Source organism: Ereboglobus sp. PH5-5 (assembly GCF_029504805.1).
Lineage (GTDB): Bacteria > Verrucomicrobiota > Verrucomicrobiia > Opitutales > Opitutaceae > Ereboglobus.
Genome location: NZ_JAQFIT010000005.1, coordinates 1 through 15,060 on the forward strand (window position 1 = coordinate 1; position 15,060 = coordinate 15,060).

Sequence of the window (15,060 nt, forward strand, 5' to 3'; positions counted from 1 at the left end):
CCATATTGCGCCGGGGCGGCAAATGCGCGCCCGGGCTCATATTGCATTCCGATCGCGGCGTCCAATACGCGAGCGAACGCTTTCGCGCGCAACTGGCCGCGCACGGCATCCTCGCGTCCATGAGCCGTCGCGGCAACTGTTACGACAACGCCCAGAACGAGTCGTTTTTCTCGACCTTGAAGATCGAGCTGGTTTATCGCTCGCGCTTCAAGAGCCGGGCGCAGGGCCGTGCGACGGTCTTTGAGTGGATTGAGGCGTTTTACAATCCCCGGCGCCTGCACTCCTCACTCGGATATCTTTCCCCGGTTGACTTCGAAAAACTTAACAACTGATCTTCCCATCCCGTCTGCGCCACTGTCCGCAATTCGTGGGTAAGCCCAGAATCGGACTTCTGTGCATTTTCGCCGCGTTCGTCATTCACGAGACACAGGCGTCGGGAAACATAAGCCGCACGATTGACAACCTGTTTCGCGTGATGCCGGTGACCGGTTTTTGGTTTGAGCTCGGCTACATGACGCGACGCCATGGCGACTGGAGCACGATGGTCACGGGACTGCAGTTTCTCGTTTTTGTGGCGGCGGCATGTTTTGCGTGGTGGTGCAGCAGGCCGTTTTTCCAGGCGCTGAAATCGGGCGTGCAAAGCATCAAGCCGGAACCCGAAAAGGACGATGACAAATGAGCAACGCGCCCGCAGCCAACCCGATCGCGCAAACGACCTCCTCGCCGCATCGCGAGGGGATCGAGGCGGCGCGGCGCTACCGGTTGCCGTTCGGGCGGCAAAGCTGGCGCGGTTATCAGGGCGCGTGGCAGGGCGCGGGCACGGGAAGCTCGATTGATTTTCAGGATCACCGCGCGTATGCGCCGGGCGACGATCCGCGCTACATCCACTGGGCGGCGTATGCGCGCACGGGGCAGTTGACGATGAAACTTTATCGCGCGGAGGTGTCGCCGATGGTGGATGTCGTCGTGGATGTGTCGGAGTCGATGACGTTTGACGCGGCGAAGGCGGCGCGCACGGAGGCGCTGGTGGCGTTTGCGGTGGCGAGCGCCGACGCGGCGGGCGCGCCGGTGCGCGTGTTTGCCGCGCGCGGACGCGAAACACGCCCCGTGCCCGTGGAAAGCGCGCGCGCGGGCGACTGGCGCGGGCGACTGGCGCTCGTCGGGCGGGCCCTGCCTTCTGCGCCGTCGCATTTGCCTTGGCGCGCGGGCGCGCTGAAGGTGCTGGTGTGCGACTTGCTTTTTCCGGGAGATCCGTCGCTGTTGTTGTCCGCGATGTCGGCGGGCGGCGGTTCGGCGGTTGTGTTTGCGCCGGCGCTCGCGACGGAGGCGGAGCCGCCGCTGCGCGGCAATGTGGAGCTGGTCGATTGCGAGAGCGGGGAAAAGCGCCACCAGCGCATCGACGACGATCTGGCGGCGCGTTATGGCGCGGCCTATGAGCGGCATTTTGAATTGTGGGACGAGTCGGCGCGGCGTTGCGGCGCGACGCTCGTGCGCGTGCCTTGCGAGGACGCGCTCGTGAATGTGCTTGGCGGCGAGGCGCTCGTCCGGGGCGCGGTGGAGGTGACAAGATGAAAAATTCCAAATTTCAAAATCCCAAATTCCAAAGGGGGGCGGGGGGGATATTTCAAAGTTTTGGCCGAAATACGCGTGCGACAAGGAGCGGCTGCGCCCCGCTGCCGGACGAGGCGAAAGCCTCGCCCGCTTGCCGATTCGCCTCCCGTTTTGTATTCAAAAAACAAATACGCAAAGGGCGCTCGCATTGCTCGCGTCCGGCGGCGGGACGCGCGCCGCTCCTTGCGCACGCGTCCCTTCGCGCATCACAAAATTTTAAGGTGCCTCCGCGTGGCGAATGCTTGTTTTGGAATTTGGATATTGGATATTGGAATTTGGAGCCGGAGGCGACCCCATGATTCCGACCCTTTCCAACCTTGCCGGACTTTGGGCGCTGCTGGGAATTCCGGTGGTGGTGGCGATTCATTTTTTGCAACAGCGCTCGCGCACGGTTCGCACCAGCACGCTGTTTTTGATGGAGGCGCTCGCTCCCGAAAGCCGCGAGGGCCGGCAGTGGGAGCGGTTGCGTTTCTCACGGGCGTTTTCGCTGCAAATCGCGGCGGTGCTGCTCGCGACGTGGGTGCTCGCGCAGCCGCGATGGACGCGCAACGAGTCGGCGCAAGTAGTCGTGGCCGTGCTCGACGATTCGGTGTCGATGCGCGTGTTTCGCGACGGGACGGCGCGCGCCGTCGAGAAGGCATTTTCACAAAACGAGGGGCGCGCGGCGCACACCGAGTGGGTCGTGATGACGAGCAATCCCCGGCGGCCGGCGCTCTATCGAGGGACGGATAAGCGCGCGGCGCTGGCCGCGGTGTCGGAATGGATTCCGTCGAGCGGGACGCACGAGGCGGAAAGCGCGCTGCGGCTTGGTCGCGCGCTGGCGGGCGCCTCGGGCGCGACATGGTTTTTCACGGACAGGCGCGGGCGCGCCCCGGCGGACCAGCCGACGGCGGGCGCGGGGCGGCGGATAAACAACGCGGGATTTGCGGGGGCGCGTGTCGGACGCGACGAATGGCGCGCGCTGGTGCGGAATTATTCAAGCGAGCCGTTGAGCCGAGAATGGTGGGTTGAGAGCGGCGGGCAAAAAAGCGCGCCTCGGCGAATCGAGATCGAGCCCGGTGGATTGATCGAGTTGTCGGCAAAGTTTCCCGAAGGCGCGGAATCGTGCGAACTCGTGCTGGCGGGCGACGAGTTCACCCTGGACGACCGGTTGCCCATGGTTCGGCCCGTTCCGAAACGGCTTTCGGCAAGCATGGAAATGAACGGCGAAGGCGCGCGCGTATTTTTCCGAAAGCTTGCGGAGAGCATGGAGGGTGTGGAGTTCGTGCCGCGCGACTCGGGCGCGCTGAGACTGGCGGATTTGCAGGACGGGAGCGTGCCGCCGAAGGGCGCGGCGATTTTTGTGGCGCGCGCGCCGACGGGCGCTGACGCGCGGCGCGCGGTGCAAACCGCGCCCGCGGTGGCGGAGCGCCACGCGCTGACTGCGGGGCTGAACTGGCAGGGCCTGGTAGGAACGGGCGCGGCGGGATTGCGGCGCGCGGAGGGCGCGGAGGTGCTATTGTGGCAGGGCGGCGAGGCGCTGGCATGGGTGGCGGACAGGCAGTTGTTTTTGAATTTCGACTGGGAAACAAGCAACGCGTCGCGTCTGCCGTCGATGGTGCTGCTCGCGCGGCGTTTCATCGGGGAGACGCAGGCGTATCAAGATGTTGGATACACGGCGAACTTTGACTCGGGCGCGCGAATCCGCGCCGGCGGAGGCCTCGATGGCGCGCTGATACTGGAGACGCGCAAGGGCGCGCGCGAGCTGACGATGGCCGAGGCGGGCGTGTTACGCGCGCCGGAGGAACCGGGATTTTTCACGATCAAGCGCGGCGACAAAATTCTGGTGCGCGGCGCGTCGCAGTTTGCCGACGCGCGCCAGGGGGATTTTCGCGAGTGCGAAAGTTTTGTGTCGGGCGCGCCCGATGCGAGGGCGGAGCGCGAGGTGTGGATGCTCAATTCGCGCGGCGATCCGCTGGCGAACGCGTGGCTGCTGCTCATGGGCGCACTGCTGATGTGGAGCTGGTGGCCGCGCGCGGGCGCGCTTCGCGAAACACGCGTCAATGGAGGGCGGGTCGCATGAGTTTCGCCGCGCCGGAGTGGTTTTTTCTTGTGCCGCCGCTGATTGTGATCGGCTGGCGGTTTCGCGCGTTGCGACTGTTTGAGCCGGCGAGGGCGGCGGCGTTGCTGGCGTGCGTGCTGGCACTGGCAAATCCGCAGGCGCGCATGAGCGATAGCGGGCTGGATTTGTGGGTGCTGGCGGACAGGTCGGACTCATCGGCGGCGGTGACGGCGGCGCATGCGCCGGAGGTGGAGTCAATTTTGAGGAGATCAAAGCGCGCCGACGACCGGGTGTTTTTTGTGGATTACGCCGTCGATGCGGTGAGGCGCGACCAAGGCGACCCGGTGTTTCGCGGGGGCACGCATTTGACGCGCACGGGCGCGGCGCTGGATTTTGCCCTGGCGCAAATCGAGACGGCGGGGCAACGCCGCGCGTCGAGGCTGCTGATTCTGGGCGACGGGTTTTCGACCGAGCCTCTTGGCGACGCGGCGGAGCGTGTGTTGCGCAGCGGCGTGCCTCTTGATTACCGGTTAACTGGCGCGGGAATGGAGCGGGATTTCCGCGTGGAGCGCGTGGCGGTTCCGAACCGGGTGCTTCCGGGCGAGGCGTTTTTGGTGGAGTTTTTTGTTGTCGGCTCGGGGGCGGGCGCGGATGGCGCGGCGCGCGTGCCTTGGGAGGTTTTGCGGGGCGGCCGCGTGGCGGCGAGCGGCGAGGCGGTGTTGCGCAACGGCGCGGCGCATGTGCAGTTGAGCGACCGGCTCGCGGCAGGGGGGGCGGGCCACTACGAGGTGCGGATTCGTCCGTCGGAGGATGCGCATCCCGAGAACAATTCGGGCGAGGCGTGGGTGGATGTCACGGGCGGGCCGCGGGCGCTGCTCGTTTCGAATTATCCGGATGACCCGCTGGCGGATTTGCTGGCGGCGATGGGGTTCGAGGTGGAGCACGCGGGTGATCCGGCGGCGCTCACGGAGACGGCGTTCGCGGGGGCGCGGCTTGTGGTGCTCAACAACGTGCCCGCGCACAGGGTTGGCGCGCGTTTTTTGCGCGGACTGGACTTTTTTGTGAGGGAGCAGGGCGGCGGATTGTTGATGGCGGGCGGTGAAAACAGTTTCGGCGCGGGCGGCTATTTCGCGTCGCCCGTGGACGCGCTGCTGCCGGTGTCGATGGAGTTGCGCAAGGAGCAGCGGCGGCTCGCGACGGCGATGGCGATTGTGATGGACCGCTCGGGGAGCATGGCCGCGAGCGCGGGCGGCGGACAGACGAAGATGGACCTGGCGAACACGGGCGCGGCGCGCGCGATCGAGCTTTTGGGCGACCATGACGCGGTGTCGGTGCACGCGGTGGATTCGACGGCGCACGAGGTCGTGCCGTTGATGCAGGTGGGGGCGAACCGGGACAAACTGGTCAGCGCGGTGCGGCGGGTGGCGAGCGAAGGCGGGGGGATTTTTGTGGGCGAGGGGTTGCGCGCGGGCTGGGCGGAGCTGCAGAAGGCGCAGACGGGGCAGCGGCACTTGATTTTGTTTGCCGACGCCGCGGACGCGGAGCAGCCGGATGATTACAAGGAGACGCTGGCGGCGATGCGCGCGGCGGGCGCGACGGTGAGCGTGATTGGCATGGGAACGCGCGCGGACAGCGACGCGGCGCTGCTGGAGGAAATCGCGGCGCTGGGCGGCGGACGGTGTTTCTTCGGCGAGACGGCGGCGGAGCTGCCCGCTATTTTTGCGCAGGAAACGGTGTCGGTCGCGCGCTCGGCGTTTGTGAAGGAGCGAACCGACGCGGCGGGCACGGCGGGGTGGGGCGAGATCGCGGCGAAGACCCCGGAGTGGCCGCCGGCGGTGGACGGCTATAATTTGAGTTATTTGCGCGAGGGCGCGACGGCGTCGTTTGTGACGACGGACGAGTATCAGGCGCCGCTTGTCGCGGCGTGGTCGCGGGGCGCGGGACGCGTGGGTGCGATCTCGTTTGCGCTCGGAGGAAACTATTCCGGGGCGGCGCGCGCGTGGAGCGGGCTGGGGGACTTTGAGCAGACGTTGTGCCGCTGGCTGGCGGGAGAGGATGTGCCGCAGGGGTTGGGTTTGCGCACGGAGACGAGCGGCGGACGGCTTGCGGTGGATTTGTTTTACGACGAGTCGTGGGCGTCGCGGATCGCGCGCTCGGGGCCGGTGGCTATGCTGGCCGAAAGCGGCGCGGGGCTTGGAAGCGAGAATGTGCGCGCGCTTGTGTGGGAAAAAATCGAGCCGGGGCATTTTCGGGCGACGACGGAGCTGACGCCGGGGCGCCTGGCGCGCGGCGTGGTGCGCGTGGGCGGGAGCGAGCGAGGCGGGCGCAGCGCGACGCTGGTGTTCGGCCCGGCATCGGTGAGCGGGTCGCTCGAGTGGAATTTCGACCGCGCGCGCGCGCGGGAATTGCGGCAGTTGTCCGTGCGCAGCGGCGGCGTAGAGCGGCTGGACCTTGCAAGCGTTTGGGACGCGCCAAGGCCCGCGACGGTGCGCAGCGTGCGCGGTTGGGTGATCGCGATGTTTATCGCGCTGGCGCTGCTTGACGCGTTGCTGACGCGAATCGGAGTGCGGTTGGCGCGTCGGCGCGTGTAGTCGCCCGGGCTTTTGCGGCGGGCTTAACGGAACCGCAGGCGCAGGAGGTCGCGATACATTTGGAGGCCGTGGCGAAAGGCGCGCACGGTTGAATGAGGGGAATCGGTCCAGTGGACGGGGATCGTGCGAACCTCATGGCCGAGGCGGTGCGCGAGCAGGAAAATTTCGATGTCGAAGGCAAAGCCGTCGATGCGGGCGCGGTTGAATATTTCGCGCGCGGCGTCAGCGCGAAACATTTTGAAACCGCATTGGGTGTCGCGGACTTTTATGCCGCCGGGGAAGAGCATGCGCGCGGTGAGGTTAAAAACCTTGCTGAGCAGGGGGCGCGATTTGCCCTGGTTGTGGGTGACCACGCTTTCGGGATGCCTGCGGTTGCCGGCAACAACGGCCGCGGACGTGGTTTCGAGGACTTTGAGCGCGTCGTTTATGGCGGCGGGATCGCTGCTTAGATCGGCGTCCATGAAACAGATGAAATCCCCGGTTGCGCGCAACATGCCGGAACGCACCGCGTAGCCTTTGCCGCGGTGAACGTGGTTGTCGATTGCCTTCCAGTTGGGATGCCCGGCGGCGATTTTTCGGGCAAGCGCGAGGGAATCGTCCCTTGATTTTTCAACGACCAGGAGGACTTCATGCGAAAAGGGAAGCGTGCCAAGCATTGCCGCCAGATTTTGCATCGCGGAGGCCAGCCGGCGCGTTTCGTTGTAAGCGGGGATGACTATTGAGAGGTGCACGCCGCGCGTTGGTTTTTTTGGCTTAGGGTTTGGGATTGCGGCGGGAAGGGGCGGGGGACTCATCGTGCGACATTTTCCCGGCCTTGAAATAAACAAGGGGCTTGGACAGCTTCACGCATCCAAGCCCCAAATGTTAAACTGAAAACAATGATTCCGGGGGGACCATTATTTTCCCCAGACTTCCACTTCGATGTAGTGGTTGGCGGAGTTGGCGGTGTTGCCCTTGCTGTAGAGGCGCACGTAGCGGCCGCTCACGCCGTCAACGGGGAGCACGCGGCCCCGGCTGGTGTCGGTGTAGGCCTTGTCCGCGCCCTTGCCGAGTCCGCTGGAGTTGTCGTGGTCGTTGTTGAAGACGGTCGTCACTCCGGTGAGGAAGTCGGCGTCGTTGGAGATTTGCACGATGACGTCGTGGTAGGCGCGTTCCTGCGAATGGAAGTGCCAGAGCGCGATGGCGTAGATTTTGTGCGCTTTTTCGAGGTCGATCTGCACCCATTGCTTGCCGTCGCCGAGCTCGACGAAGCAGCCCTCGTCGGAGTCCTTGTCGCCGTCGGTGATTTGCTCGAGCATTCCGATGATGGGCATCGAGTCGCTGGAGGTGACGGGTTTTTCGGCCGCGAGGTTCTTGGAACCCTCGGGCACCCGCACCGGTTTGCGCGCGTCGATGTCGGCGGCGGTTTCGAGATGGGGCACGCGGATGGCCACGGGAGTGCCGGCGAGCTTGGGCTTGGGCAGCGTGGTTTTGAACGGCACCATTTTGTCCTGGGCGCCGAGCGTGACGCAGGCGGCGAGGGCGAGTGTGGAAAGGAGGATGTTTTTAATTTTCATGGCGATAATCAGGCGATGTAATCTTCTGGTTTGAACTGGATGACTTTTTTGGCGGCGACCGAGTCGTTGACCCGGTAGATGGGCACCTCGCTTTCGAAGGCGTGGCGTCCGTCGCAGGTGAGCTTGCCCTTGCCTTGGACGGCGGCAAAGAAATTCTCAAGGTGCGGCTGGTGAATCGGCTTGTTCAGCACAACGGGAATCTCATAGGCGGCGAGGGCCTTTGTTTCGCGCACGTCGATGACGGATTTCGTCTCGGGTTCGGGCGGGGCCGCGGTTTTGCGAAGGTAGTTTTTCTTCACCCATTGATCCCATTCGGGGGCGCGATCCTCGCGGTAGGCCGCGGTGAGCTTCGGGTTTTCGGAAATGCTGATGCTGCCTTCGTCACCCATGAAGTTTTCGAAATAGCCGCCGCCGGAGCTTGTGGCCGTCTGCACTTGGTAGAAGGCGCGGACGGTGCCGTGCGCGAGCGGGTATTCGTAAATGACCATGACGTTGTCATACCACTCGTGATTTTTGTAGTAGTCGATGCCGCCGGTGGCGAGGACGGTGGAGGGATTCGCGCCGAGGAACCAGGCGAAGATGTCGATCTGGTGCGAGCCGAGGTCGGAGATGGGGCCGCCGGAGAGGTCGCGGAACCAGCGCCAGTTGCGGAACTGGTGCATGTCGCGATAGCCGTATTTTTTAAGCGTGGCGGCGTCGATGGTGTAGGCTTTCGGGAAGCCGAGGTCGTCGGTGACGGCGCGGTTCCACTGGCCGTTGGCGGCGACAAACTTGCCCTGGAGTTTCGCACTTTTGATGAGGTTGTTGTAAACGTGGAGGTAGCGCGGGTTGCTGCGGCGCTGGTGGCCGATTTGGAGGAGCTTGCCGGCGGCCTCGGAGGCTTTCACCATGCTGCGCGCGCCCTCGATGGTGTTGGACATCATCTTTTCGCAATACACGTGGAGGCCGGCCTTGTGGCAGGCGACGGTGTGCGGTGCGTGCCAGAAATCGGGCGTGGCGATGATGGCGACGTCGAGATCCTTTTCCTTGGCGAGCATGTCCTCGATGTCGGTGTAAACATTAACGTCGTGCCCGGCTTTCTTGAGCTTGTTGCGTCCGTATTGGAGGGCGTATTTCCAGATGTCGCACACCGCGCGAAACTTGAGGCCGGGGATGTTGAGCATCGACTCCAGAAGGATGCGTCCTTGCGAACCGAGGCCGACGAGGGCGACGTTGATCTGGGAGTTGGGCGACTGGCCGGGCTGCGCGATGGCGAAGGGGGCCGTGCGCGAGAGCACGAGGCCCGCGGTCGCGAGCGAGCTGGCGGCGAGGAATTTGCGGCGGGTGAAAATGGGAGTGTTGCTTGTGTTGCTCATGTCTATTTGGAAAACAAAAAACGGAATCGGTTCAAATTAGTATTTTGCGCAGCAGCCGCAGACCGACCAGCGGTTGTGGTCAACCCACTTGAGCGCGAGCGCGATCATGATGACATGCACACCAAGCATGGCGGAGCCGAGAATTTCGTTTTGGCCGCCAAGCATGATCATGCCGACGGTGAGCGACATATAGATGAGGCCCTGGACGAAAAGAGTGATGCGGGGGGCGATGCCGAGAAAGAGCGCGATGCCGGTGATGAGGAGAAGCGGTCCGAGCGCGTAGCCGTAGGCGGTGAGCATCCAGCCGGGCATGAGTGGCTCGGCGCGGAATGACTCTTCCATTCCGGGAGCCATGCCGTGGTAATACTCAAGCCCGTAAACCTTGGTTTTGACCTCGACCATCGCGCCGTTGATGTCGGGCTCTCCGAATTCATCGAGCAAGGGTTTTTGCAGCATTTTGGTGCCGGTGAATTTCTCGACGGCCGTGACGATGGCACGGATGGCGATCCAGAGGCGCAGGACGATGAAGCCGAGCGAGGCGCCGGAGGGCAGCCAGGCCGGGCAGGCACAGGCACGCGCAGTTTTGGTTGAACCGGAGGCGGAGTCAGATTGTTGAGTCATGGGTTTGCTTGAAACTAAAAGGGTAAGTTGAAATAAAAGGAAATAATTATAAAAGCCCAAAAATGCGGAATAATTATGCGACGCCTGCCATTCCTAAATTTTAGGGGAAGTTTTGGTTGAAGTTGTGGCCACCGGCATATCTTTTTGCACATTGCACAAACAGGCATGGGCACGCACGCATTCAATCATGAGGCAATGAACACGTTGTTCGACTTCCGCATACGTCATGCGGACGCGGACTACGCGCGCCAGGCCGCGCAGGCCGCCTTTGCCGAAGTTGACCGGCTTGAAAAACTCCTGAGCCGTTTCGAGGAGGGCAGCGATGTGTGGCGGATCAATCACGCCGAGGATGGCGAGACGATCATGATCAGCGAGGAGTGCCACGCGTGCCTGCAACAAGCGGTGCAGATATCGCTGGCGACGGAGGGCGCGTTCAACGTGTCCGTCGGCGACGCGGCGGACATCGCGAAACAGCACGAATCGAAAAAGGCGCCCATGGCGCAACTACGCGCCGCGCTCAAGCGGAGCGCGAACGCGCTTGTTTCAATGGCCGAGGATTCGCTGGCGCTGCGCGTGGAGCACAAGGGAATTTCAATCGACCTCGGCGCCATCGGGAAAGGCTTTGCGGTCGACCGAGCGCGGGACTTGTTGCGCGAGTGGGGAATCAAGCACGCGCTGTTGAGCGCGGGCAACAGCTCCGTGCTTGCGACGGGCACCTGCTCGTCCAGAAAACACGCGGTCACCGCGGGCGCGAAGCACGCGTCCCCCTACGAAAACATCATCACGGCCAAGCCGAAACCCGGCGGCTGGGTGGTCAACATCGCGGGCGACAAACAATCGACCCCCGTGACGCTGCACGAATGCTCGCTGAGCAGCTCGGGCACGTCGGAGCTGGGGCGCCACATCATTGATCCGCGGCGGGGCGGGCAAAGCTACACACATTTGCGCACGTGGGTGCTCGCGCCGAACGCCGCGGCCGCGGACGCGCTCTCGACTGCGTGCATGACGATGATGCCGGAGGAAATCGCGCGCGCGCTGCGCGAGCTCGGCAAGGGGCATGCCGCGATCACCGAGGACACAAACGGACGGCTCCACATCTGCCGCCGCTCGGGCGTGTGGACGCAAATCAAACGAACCCACGCGCTCAGCTGGCCCGCATGAAAAACAACCCGCGCGCTTGGCTTGTTGTGCTGCCGCCGGTGCTGTTGCTGGCGCTCGCGGCGGTGTTGCGTTTCGCGGACCTGGGCTCGCGGCCGATGCACGCGGACGAGGCGGTGCAGGCGTATATTTTCGCCGATTTGCTTGAGGAGGGAAAATACCGCTACGACCCGTCGCACTACCACGGGCCGCTGCCGCACTTTATAAACCTGCCGCTGATGCGCGCGCTCGGTATCCGTAAATTGGATACACTTCAGGCGTGGCAGTTTCGCCTGCAGCCCGCGCTCGCGGGGCTGTTGCTCGCGGCGCTTGCGGGCGCGTGCGCCGGCGGGGATTCGCGCGCTCGCTGGCGGGCGATGCTGCTCGCGGGCATCGCGCCGATGCTGTTGTATTTCAGCCGCATGGCGATTCATGAGACGCTGCTGGCCCTGTGCGCGCTCGCCGTGCCGTTTGCCGTGGCGCGCTGGCTGGAGACGCGCCGCGCGCGCTGGCTGATTGTGACCGCGCTGGCGTTCGGCTGCATGCACGCGACGAAGGAAACCTGGTGCATTATCGCGTTCAGCTGGGCGGTGGCCGCCTTTGCGTTGTGGCCGAAAAAAACATGGCATGCCGTGCGGGGCGCGGGGGCGGCCAGGATTGCCCTGGTCGCGGCGGCGGCGATGGGGATTTCGTTTTTGCTGTATTCCAACTTCGGAAAACATCCCGGCGGGTTTGCCGACGCATGGCGCACGCTCTTTTCCTATCGCACGGGCGGCGGGCATGAAAAGGGCTGGTGGTATTACGCGGTGGAATGCCTCGGGTTTTACCGGCCCGGAGGCTGGCCGGTCGGGGAGGGCGTTGTCGGCCTGTTCGCGATCGCCGGCGGCGTCATGGCGTGGCGGCGGAGGAAAAACCGCTATGTGGGGCACCATGTGCCGGCGCTGCCGCTGTTCCTGGCGGTGTCGGGCGCGGCGCAGGTTGTTGTGTATTCAATAATCAAATACAAGACACCGTGGCTCATGCTGGCGCCGCTGGCGTCGTTTGTGCCGCTGGCGGCGCACGGCTGGATTTGGGCGCTGGGGCGGCGCCCGCGCTGGTGGCGCGCCGCGGTGTGCGCGCTTGTCGTGGCCGCGGGGCTGCTGGCGCCCGCGCTTGTGTCGAGTTTCAAGGCGCCCACGAGCGCGGCGTTCCCTTTCGTTTACGTGCCCACGCTGCCGGATGCGGACGCGGAGCTCGACCGCGTCGCCAGGGCGCTGCCCGCGGATGCGATGACGGCGGTGATTGGCAACGACTACTGGCCGCTGCCCTGGTATTTTCGCGCGGCCCGGGAGCGGACGGGATTTTTCTCGGAGGCCGGCGCGCCCTCGTCGGAGGAGTTGAAGGAATTCGCGCTGGTGATTCACACGGGCTACCAGCTCGATCCCTCCGCCACGGGCCCGGGCTGGCGCGTGTTTGAACTGCGCCCCGGATATTTTGTGAGCATTTCGCGTTGATGCCCGGACGTCCCCGCGGTTGAGAAAAAAGATTGTTGCCCGGGGGACTTTCGCCTCAGTCTTTCTGTTTTTACTTATGGAACAGATCAACATCGGCATGATTGGCGGCGGCACTGTGGGGAGCGGAGTTTTCCGCGCCCTTGAAAAAAACAGCGCCCTCATGACGGCGCGCCTCGGCGTCAAACTCAAGGTCGCGAAAGTCGCGGTCAAGGCGTTCGACGAACCGCGCCCGTATAAAATCCCCGTCGCAACCATGACGACCGATTGGACGACTGTCGTGAACGATCCCAAGATTCAGGTCGTCATCGAGCTGATGGGCGGCACCGGCCTGGCAAAAACCGTCGTGCTCGCCGCGCTCAAGCTCGGCAAGCCGGTCATCACCGCCAACAAGGCGCTCATTTCCAAGTGCGGCCCGGAGCTCTTCGCGGCGGCCGCCAAAAACAACACCAACCTTTATTACGAGGCCAGCGTCGCGGGCGGCATTCCGATCATCAAGACGATCCGCGAGGCGCTCGTCGGGAACCGGTTCACGCAGATCTACGGCATCGTGAACGGCACCTGCAATTACATCCTCACGCGCATGAAAAACGAGCGCGCCGAGTTTGCCGAAATCCTCGGCGACGCGCAAAAGCTCGGTTATGCCGAGGCCGAGCCCTCGCTCGATGTTGACGGTTCTGACGCGATGCACAAGACGCACATCCTCGCCTCGCTCGCGCACGGTTTTTGGGTTGATGAGAAAAAGATTCTCGTCGAGGGCATCCGCTCGATTTCGCAGACCGACATCCAGTTTGCCGAAAAACTCGGCTACACGATCAAGCAGCTCGGCATCGTGAAAGCGGCCGGCGCCGGCAAGTCTGAGAAGGTGCAAATCTCGGTTTATCCCGCGCTCATTCCCCAGCAGCACGTGCTCGCCAATGTGAACGACGTGTTCAACGCCGTGTTTGTGCGCGGCGACATCGTGGGCGACACGCTTTATTACGGACGCGGCGCGGGCAAGGACGCCACGGCCAGCGCCGTGCTCGGCGACATCGCCGACGCCGCCACGGATCTCGTCAACGGGACGCCGCGTCGCGTGCCCGCGTTTGTCGATTACGGCAGGCGCGCCAGCGTGATGCCGGCGAGCGAAAGCGTTTCGCAATTCTACATCCGCCTCGGCGTGCAGGACAAACCCGGCGTGCTTGCGCGCGTGGCCGCGATTTTCCGCGACAACAAGATCAGCATCGCGTCGGTCGTGCAGCCCGAGAGCGCGGTCGCGCGGCCAAGCGTGCCGCTCATCATCATGACGCACGCTTGCAAGGAGGCCTCGCTGCAAAAGGCGCTCAAGCAGATCGCGCGCCTTTCGGATGTGAAGGCGAAGCCCGTGTTGTTGCGCGTGGAGCATTTCGAATAAGAAACGCACCCGCCCCAGTTGTGAAAAATGGCTCAGCCGGGATTGGCGCCCCGCTTTTTTGCGAGGCGCTCCTTTACGATGGCGATGTTTTCCCGGAGGTCTTTGCCGCCGGTGATCTCGGTGTAGATTTTGTAGATGGCGCCCATGTTGAACGCGGGGCTGTTTTGCGCGCGCATGCGCTCAAACAGCGGGGGAATCCAGTCCTCCCCGTTTTCCTTGATCGCGTCGAGGATGACGAGCATCGCCAGGTAGGAGTAGGAGTCGGCCACGGCTTTTGGCGTCGCCGCGGTGCGCGTGCCGATCCATGTGTCGAGGTTGATGCCCGCGGCGTGGGTTTCGAAATCGGACGGTCGCGCGGTGTGCGCCTGGAGAAGCTGCTCGTAACTGAGATTGGGATTGTGCGAGCGCAGGACCGAGATCGGGATGATGTTGACCATGCCATCGACGATCCAGAGCGGGAAGCTGGCCTTGTCGATGGTGGCGATGATTGAAGGGCGCGCAATTTCGTAGAGTTTGCCGCAATAGGCGTTGTAGACGGCCTCGTCGAGACGCCAGCGCATGTCGCGAATGGTGGCGTTGAAGAGGCGCATTTTTTCATCGGTCATGCCGGGGGCCTTTTTCATGAGGACGATGGGAACGACGCGCGCGCGGGCGCGTCCGGCGCGCGGCGCTGTGATGTGGTTGGCGATGCTGAGCGCCTCGTTTTCCGGATTGTAGCCGAGGCCGTCGGGCAGGGAGCCGGATGCCTGCGCGGCCTTGATGTCGGAAAAATGGTAGATGCGAACCACGCCGATTTCCTCGACAACGGCGGGGCGGCAGATGTCGCGGAATTGGTCGAATGAGGCGCTCATGGCCTCGGTGGGTTTTTCGAGCGCGAGTTTTTTTGCGATCAGCGCGAGGTCGTTCTTTTTCCACCGGGCGAGCTGGGCCTCGAAACTGGCGTCGTCAAGAATGCGCAGGGGAAATTGGTAGCTCAGCAGGATTTCGTCCGCGAAGGCTTGTTCGTCGGCGGGGTAGGTGATGGTGGCGTCGTTGGTGATTTTTGTTTTGTAGGCTTCGAGCGGGTTTGTCGGCGGGGCGGGTTCGCCGGCGCATCTCACATCGGGCGGCATCAATGCCAGCAGGAGCGGTAGAAGTAGAAGAGGGCGTTTGAACATGGTCATGCGATGATGTGCGCGAAAAGGATGCAATCAAACGGATGTGGCGGATGTGTGCAAGCGGGCAGGGCGGGTTTTTGCGGCGGGAATCGTCCGCGCGGTCAGAGG

The 15,060-nt window shown here is 63.8% G+C and carries 13 protein-coding genes; 8 read left to right on the top strand and 5 right to left on the bottom strand.

From position 1 onward, the window contains the following. The 5 genes from M2103_RS04170 to M2103_RS04190 all read left to right on the top strand — a co-directional run. The coding region (locus M2103_RS04170) for an integrase core domain-containing protein (protein WP_277508934.1) at positions 1-332 on the top strand (332 nt) is incomplete at its 5' end. Positions 333-367: 35 nt separating this feature from the next. Beyond that, the gene (locus M2103_RS04175) at positions 368-679 is read left to right on the top strand and encodes a hypothetical protein (RefSeq protein ID WP_277508935.1); all 312 of its coding nucleotides are present in this window, start codon (positions 368-370) and stop codon (positions 677-679) included. Continuing rightward, positions 676-1,572, top strand: coding sequence for a DUF58 domain-containing protein (locus M2103_RS04180; RefSeq protein WP_277508936.1), 897 nt, complete (start codon positions 676-678; stop codon positions 1,570-1,572). The genes M2103_RS04175 and M2103_RS04180 overlap by 4 nt, the downstream gene beginning before the upstream one ends. A gap of 334 nt (positions 1,573-1,906) precedes the next feature. Continuing rightward, positions 1,907-3,673, top strand: coding sequence for a BatA domain-containing protein (locus M2103_RS04185; RefSeq protein WP_277508937.1), 1,767 nt, complete (start codon positions 1,907-1,909; stop codon positions 3,671-3,673). Beyond that, positions 3,670-6,243 (top strand): VWA domain-containing protein, encoded by a 2,574-nt coding sequence (locus M2103_RS04190; RefSeq protein ID WP_277508938.1) that lies wholly within the window; start codon positions 3,670-3,672, stop codon positions 6,241-6,243. Before M2103_RS04185 ends, M2103_RS04190 begins: the two co-directional genes overlap by 4 nt. A gap of 23 nt (positions 6,244-6,266) precedes the next feature. On the opposite strand, the gene M2103_RS04195 is transcribed toward M2103_RS04190, so the two are convergent. The 4 genes from M2103_RS04195 to M2103_RS04210 all read right to left on the bottom strand — a co-directional run bounded on the left by M2103_RS04195 (position 6,267) and on the right by M2103_RS04210 (position 9,775). Next, a complete protein-coding gene (locus tag M2103_RS04195) occupies positions 6,267-6,974 on the bottom strand; it encodes a dolichyl-phosphate beta-glucosyltransferase (RefSeq protein WP_277508939.1) in 708 nt (235 codons plus the stop codon). 165 nt (positions 6,975-7,139) lie between these two features. Further along, positions 7,140-7,799 carry a discoidin domain-containing protein gene (locus M2103_RS04200; RefSeq protein WP_277508941.1) on the bottom strand — a complete coding sequence of 220 codons (660 nt, stop codon included), beginning with the start codon at positions 7,797-7,799 and terminating at the stop codon, positions 7,140-7,142. 8 nt (positions 7,800-7,807) lie between these two features. Then, on the bottom strand, positions 7,808-9,154 hold the full coding sequence (locus M2103_RS04205) for a Gfo/Idh/MocA family oxidoreductase (protein ID WP_277508942.1): 1,347 nt from the start codon (positions 9,152-9,154) through the stop codon (positions 7,808-7,810). 36 nt (positions 9,155-9,190) lie between these two features. Next, positions 9,191-9,775 (bottom strand): hypothetical protein, encoded by a 585-nt coding sequence (locus M2103_RS04210; RefSeq protein ID WP_277508943.1) that lies wholly within the window; start codon positions 9,773-9,775, stop codon positions 9,191-9,193. Between the two features lie 195 nt (positions 9,776-9,970). Here M2103_RS04210 and M2103_RS04215 point away from each other — a divergent pair, with 195 nt between their 5' ends. The 3 genes from M2103_RS04215 (at position 9,971) to M2103_RS04225 (ending at position 13,795) form a co-directional block, all read left to right on the top strand. Further along, positions 9,971-10,936 (top strand): FAD:protein FMN transferase, encoded by a 966-nt coding sequence (locus M2103_RS04215; protein ID WP_161554885.1) that lies wholly within the window; start codon positions 9,971-9,973, stop codon positions 10,934-10,936. Continuing rightward, positions 10,933-12,405, top strand: coding sequence for a flippase activity-associated protein Agl23 (locus tag M2103_RS04220; protein WP_277508945.1), 1,473 nt, complete (start codon positions 10,933-10,935; stop codon positions 12,403-12,405). The genes M2103_RS04215 and M2103_RS04220 overlap by 4 nt, the downstream gene beginning before the upstream one ends. Before the next feature lie 76 nt (positions 12,406-12,481). Beyond that, positions 12,482-13,795, top strand: coding sequence for a homoserine dehydrogenase (locus M2103_RS04225; RefSeq protein WP_277508946.1), 1,314 nt, complete (start codon positions 12,482-12,484; stop codon positions 13,793-13,795). A 32-nt stretch (positions 13,796-13,827) separates the two neighbouring features. On the opposite strand, the gene M2103_RS04230 is transcribed toward M2103_RS04225, so the two are convergent. Further along, the gene (locus tag M2103_RS04230) at positions 13,828-14,952 is read right to left on the bottom strand and encodes a hypothetical protein (RefSeq protein WP_277508947.1); all 1,125 of its coding nucleotides are present in this window, start codon (positions 14,950-14,952) and stop codon (positions 13,828-13,830) included. Positions 14,953-15,060: the final 108 nt, after the last annotated feature.